The organism is Mesorhizobium sp. M4A.F.Ca.ET.050.02.1.1 (assembly GCF_003997725.1).
In the GTDB taxonomy this organism is placed as follows: domain Bacteria; phylum Pseudomonadota; class Alphaproteobacteria; order Rhizobiales; family Rhizobiaceae; genus Mesorhizobium.
In genome coordinates this window covers 1-4,721 of record NZ_RZSG01000478.1, presented here as the reverse complement: position 1 = coordinate 4,721, position 4,721 = coordinate 1, and the positions used below count along the sequence as shown (strand labels likewise).

The window sequence follows — 4,721 nt, the reverse complement described above, 5'->3', positions numbered from 1 at the left end:
CCACCGCCGTCGGCGGCATACCGGAGATATTCGGCGAAGCCTCCCCTGCCCTGATCCGTCCCGATCCGAACCAGCTTGGCGACAGGCTGAGCGACGCGCTCTCCGATCTCGGCGCCTATCAGCGCCTGATGCCCGGGGCGCCCGACCTCAGGGCACGATTCGGCGCCGACGTCATGGCCGCGGAGATCGAGAAGGCCTATTTTGCCGCGCTCCGGCGCTAGAGCGTGGTCGATTTGCTCTGGGACGTTTTCTCACGCTGACCAGCCCCGTCCGCCTCAACGCAGGGTGGCAACCGGTTCAAAGCCATCTGTTGTCTCAAGGGTTTCTTAGCTCTCTTTTGCTATTCAGCCGAGCGAACCCCGCGGACAATCCAATGAACGAGATCGACCCCGCACGCCGCTTTTCAATGAATGCGGTACGCAAATTCGACGGCCCTGCCGAGAGCGAAGCAGCGAGCGGCCTGAACGATGTGGCGCGTCAGGTCGCCTCGCAGTACCGGCGCGATACGATGTCGCCGATCATGGTCAGCGGCGTGCTGCGCATGGTCGAATTCGCGCTGCTGTTCGTGTCGGGCCTCTGCCTCTATTTCTACTATGTCGGCTTCTTCAACTATCTCGCCTGGCAGTATCCAGTAACGATCGCCGCCGCCTCGTTCCTGGCGGTGGTGCTGCTCGACGTCACCGATTCCTACCAGATCGCCGCCCTCATGCGGCCGATCGCCAGTTTTGGCCGGGTGCTTCTGGTCTGGGCCGGGACTTTCGCGCTGATGGCGTTGACGGCCTTCGCCATGAAGATGTCGGAGGACTATTCGCGCCTCCTGTTCGGCACCTGGTTCGTCGTCGGCTTCGTGCTCATCTTCGGCCTCCGGCTGGTGATGTCCAACCTGATCCGGCGCTGGGCCCGCGATGGGCGCATGGAGCGGCGCGCCGTCATTGTCGGCGGGGGCAAGTCGGCGGAGATGCTGATCCGCTCTGTCGAGAGGCAGCCCTACAACGACATCCGCATCTGCGGCATCTTTGACGATCGCGGCGACAAGCGCTCGCCGCCGATCGTCGCCGGCTATCCCAAGCTCGGCACCATTTCCGAGCTGATCGACTTTGCCCGCATCGCCCGCATCGACATGCTGATCGTGTCGCTGCCGCTGACCGCCGAATCGCGCGTGCTGCAGCTCTTGAAGAAGCTGTGGGTGCTGCCGGTGGACATCCGACTGTCGGCACATTCAAATGCGCTGCAATTCCGCCCGCGCGCCTATTCCTATATCGGCTCGGTGCCGATGCTCGACATCTTCGACAAGCCGATCAACGACTGGGACTCGGTCGCCAAGCGCGCCTTTGATATCCTGTTTTCGATCATCGGCATCATCGTCTTCTCGCCGGTGATGCTGGTGACGGCCATCGCCATCAAGCTCGACAGCAAGGGGCCAGTGCTGTTCAAGCAGAAGCGGCACGGCTTCAACAACGAAATCATCGAGGTCTACAAGTTCCGCTCGATGTATACCGATCGATCGGACCCGACCGCCAAGCAGACGGTGACCAAAAACGATCCGCGCGTCACCCGCGTCGGCCGCTTCATCCGCAAGACCTCGATCGATGAACTGCCGCAATTCTTCAACTCGCTGTTCGGCTCGCTGTCACTGGTTGGACCGCGCCCGCATGCGATCGCCGCCCAGTCGCACAACCTTCTCTACAACGAGGTGGTCGACGGCTACTTCGCCCGGCACAAGGTCAAGCCGGGCGTGACCGGCTGGGCGCAGATCAATGGCTGGCGCGGCGAGCTGGACACCAATGAAAAGATCCGCATGCGCACCGAATACGATCTCTATTACATCGAGAACTGGTCGCTGCTATTCGATCTCAGGATCCTGTTTCTGACCCCAGTGCGGCTGCTCAACACGGAAAATGCCTATTGAGCGCGGTCGCCCATGAGCTGCCGGCGGCCGCGATCAACAAGTTGCCGCCTCAGGCGGTCAACGCCAAGCTGATCGCACTGATTGCATCCGGCGCGGTCTTTTTCGGCCTGCTGCTCTCGGGCTTCGTCATTGACGAGCCGGCGCCCTATGACCTCTACATGGTCGGGATCATCGCCGTGTGGGGGGGGTTCGGCCTGCGCATCTCGCGCGCGGTGGTCCCACTTCTGGTGCTGCTGATAGTGATGAATATTGGCGGCATGATCTCGATGACCCAGATGGCGAATCTCGCCAACACGCCGCTCTACCTCGCCGTCTCGATGTTCCTCGCCTTCACCGCGATCTTCTTTGCCGCGGTCACGTCGGTGCAGCCTCGCCTCTACCGGCTGATCTTCATCGCCTATGTCGTATCGGCGGTGCTGACCGCGCTGCTCGGCATCGCCGGCTATTTCCACGCCTTCCCGGGAGCGGAGGTGTTCACCAAATACGACCGCGCCGCCGGCGCCTTCCAGGATCCGAACGTGTTCGGACCGTTCCTGGTGCTGCCCGGCGTCTACCTGCTCTATCTGCTCCTGACCGGTCCCGTCGCGCGTATGCCGCTGGTCGCGGCGCCGCTCCTGATCATCACCGCCGGCATCTTCTTTTCCTTCTCGCGCGGCGCCTGGGGCATGTTCGCGGTTTCGGCGGTGTTGCTGACCGGCGCACTCTTCCTGCAGAGCAACAGCGGCAAGTTCCGGCTGCGCGTGGTGATCATGACGATCGCCGCCATCGCGCTGCTTGTCATCGCCATGGTCGTGATCCTGCAACTGCCAGGCGTGGCCGAGATGTTTTCCAGCCGCGCCCATCTCGAGCAGAGCTACGACACCGCGCGCCTTGGCCGGTTCGCCCGCTACACGATCGGCTTCCAGATGGCGCTGGAGCATCCGTTCGGCATCGGCCCGCTGGTGTTCGGCACCATCTTTGGCGAGGACACGCACGACATCTGGCTGAAGATGCTGATGGACTACGGCTGGCTTGGCTTCATCTGTTTCCTGACGCTGACAGTGTGGACGATCGTGGCCGGCTTCCGCATCCTTCTTCGCGACCGGCCCTGGCAGCCCTATCTCTTGTGCGCCTATGTCGCCTTCGTCGGCAATATCGGCCTCGGCACCTTCATCGACATCGACCACTGGCGCCATGTCTACCTGCTGCTCGGCCTGATCTGGGGCGCGATCGCGCTCGAATACCGGCATCAGAAGGAATTGCGGCTGGCGCCCGCATGACGATCCGCTTGCTGCCCGACCGAGGCGGCCACAGAAATCGCTGATTTCAGGAGAAGAGACTTTTGGGGGCAAGTCTCTGGTTTGAATGGTCGGAGTGGCCGGATTCGAACCGACGACCCCTTGACCCCCAGTCAAGTGCGCTACCGGGCTGCGCTACACTCCGGACCGGCCGCGATCTATCGTGATAACCCCCTGCGGGTCAACCGAATTCCACCACAGGGCCCCAATCCTGAAAGCGGAATCCGGTTTTCCGGAAACATTGCCGGGGCCGGCTTATCGAACAGCTCTCGCCGTCAGGCGATCCGGCTTTCCGGTGGCGCCATCGCCGCCGCGCCAATGACGGCATCTTCGGGGAGCTGGAGCGCCACAGCGATTCGTCGCAGCTTCGAAGAATCAGTATCCCTGCCACTTTCGATTTCGGCGATCTCTTGAATGGACAGGCCGCAGGTCAGGGACAGCTCTTCGAGGCTGTATCCCCTGGTCTCGCGGGCGGTTTTGAGGGCGCTATGGCCGGGCGTTGCAATCAAATCAGTCAGAACTTCTCGTCTTGCAGTGGCAGGCATTGGCAACTCCTTGGGTTTGAAACACGCTGATCAAATCATGGGTTGCCTGAGACGAGCGAGACAATGACCGCTCGGCGGCGATTTGCCAAGCGCCAAAGCGGGCGTCACACCATCGTGAAGCGACGCCGGAACGACTTAGGAAGAGGGAACCGGCCAAATGCGCGGTCCCGTCTTTCGCGAGGTCCAATCAAGTTCTTTTGAAGAACCGAACATCGAGTTGAGCCTCCGTTCGTTCCGCGGATGTCGCTGGCAAGCCAGACAGGTGCGCCAGCCATTTCAGGAAGGATCGGGCCACGCCTGTCGTGGCATTCGCGCCGGCCACGCCGGACGACCTCAGGCCCGGCGCTGTCGTCTTCGCCACTGCGCAGCGCGTCGGCGACGGCATGCTGACATCCGGCCGCGTCGTGGTTGGCAACAACGGCGTTGTGCCGCCGATGTGGGCGATCATCTCTGCAACCGGGGCAAACGCCCAGCCGAAACGGCGCGGATGTCACTCAGACACAATCCAGAAACAAAATTCTACAGTCGGGAAAAATTGCCGAAAGAATCCAGGAGGATAGTCCCGATCGCGGCGCTCGAGCCACCGATTTGGTCCGGTGCCCTCGGAATGCGGCCCGCGCAAAAGGAAACGATATCATGAAGAAGTCCCTTCTCTCCGTTCTCGGGCTGGCGGTGGCCCTCGCTGTCTCGATGCCGATCCTCGGCGCGACCAGCGCCGATGCTGCTCCGGTGCACCACAAGCATCACCGTCATCATCATCACCGCAAGCATCACCACCACCACCATCATCATCACCACCACCACCAGAAGGTCCTGGCGAAGAAGGCCTGAGCAAGCCGGCTTATCCGACAGGAAGGGCGGTTTTTGGTTTTGCCACAGCCGGCCTTCCTGCCGTGATCCGCAGCGCCGCATTGCATGGATTCGGCAAGACATCGCCTTGTCCTGGCCGCAGCCCGGCTGCTGCTAACGCTTCGCCACCCTGCTCTTGTC

The 4,721-nt window shown here is 62.0% G+C and carries 5 protein-coding genes, 1 tRNA gene and 1 pseudogene; 4 read left to right on the top strand and 3 right to left on the bottom strand.

All coding sequences use genetic code 11. The features are described from left to right. The 3 genes and pseudogenes from EOA33_RS24970 to EOA33_RS24960 form a co-directional block, all read left to right on the top strand. Window positions 1-221: pseudogene (locus EOA33_RS24970) on the top strand (glycosyltransferase); the annotation flags it as partial. A 152-nt stretch (window positions 222-373) separates the two neighbouring features. Then, entirely contained in the window at window positions 374-1,909 is a 1,536-nt protein-coding gene (locus tag EOA33_RS24965; protein ID WP_126054927.1) for an undecaprenyl-phosphate glucose phosphotransferase, read from the top strand. Further along, entirely contained in the window at window positions 1,906-3,168 is a 1,263-nt protein-coding gene (locus tag EOA33_RS24960) for an O-antigen ligase family protein (protein ID WP_127406840.1), read from the top strand. Before EOA33_RS24965 ends, EOA33_RS24960 begins: the two co-directional genes overlap by 4 nt. Before the next feature lie 86 nt (window positions 3,169-3,254). On the opposite strand, the gene EOA33_RS24955 is transcribed toward EOA33_RS24960, so the two are convergent. From EOA33_RS24955 to EOA33_RS24945, 3 genes are all read right to left on the bottom strand, one after another. After that, window positions 3,255-3,331: transfer RNA gene (locus EOA33_RS24955), tRNA-Pro, on the bottom strand. Between the two features lie 130 nt (window positions 3,332-3,461). Then, window positions 3,462-3,731 (bottom strand): helix-turn-helix transcriptional regulator, encoded by a 270-nt coding sequence (locus EOA33_RS24950; RefSeq protein WP_126054928.1) that lies wholly within the window; start codon window positions 3,729-3,731, stop codon window positions 3,462-3,464. Window positions 3,732-3,918: 187 nt separating this feature from the next. Continuing rightward, window positions 3,919-4,179, bottom strand: coding sequence for a hypothetical protein (locus EOA33_RS24945; protein WP_127406839.1), 261 nt, complete (start codon window positions 4,177-4,179; stop codon window positions 3,919-3,921). A 188-nt stretch (window positions 4,180-4,367) separates the two neighbouring features. On the opposite strand from EOA33_RS24945, the gene EOA33_RS24940 reads away from it, so the two are divergent. After that, window positions 4,368-4,562 carry a hypothetical protein gene (locus tag EOA33_RS24940; RefSeq protein ID WP_127406838.1) on the top strand — a complete coding sequence of 65 codons (195 nt, stop codon included), beginning with the start codon at window positions 4,368-4,370 and terminating at the stop codon, window positions 4,560-4,562. Window positions 4,563-4,721: the final 159 nt, after the last annotated feature.

Bases quoted from the DNA above. Each gene is read 5' to 3' on its own strand.
- EOA33_RS24965 (WP_126054927.1), top strand. From the start codon at position 374: ATGAACGAGATCGACCCCGCACGCCGCTTTTCAATGAATGCGGTACGC.
- EOA33_RS24950 (WP_126054928.1), bottom strand. From the start codon at position 3,731: ATGCCTGCCACTGCAAGACGAGAAGTTCTGACTGATTTGATTGCAACG.
- EOA33_RS24945 (WP_127406839.1), bottom strand. From the start codon at position 4,179: ATGATCGCCCACATCGGCGGCACAACGCCGTTGTTGCCAACCACGACG.
- EOA33_RS24940 (WP_127406838.1), top strand. From the start codon at position 4,368: ATGAAGAAGTCCCTTCTCTCCGTTCTCGGGCTGGCGGTGGCCCTCGCT.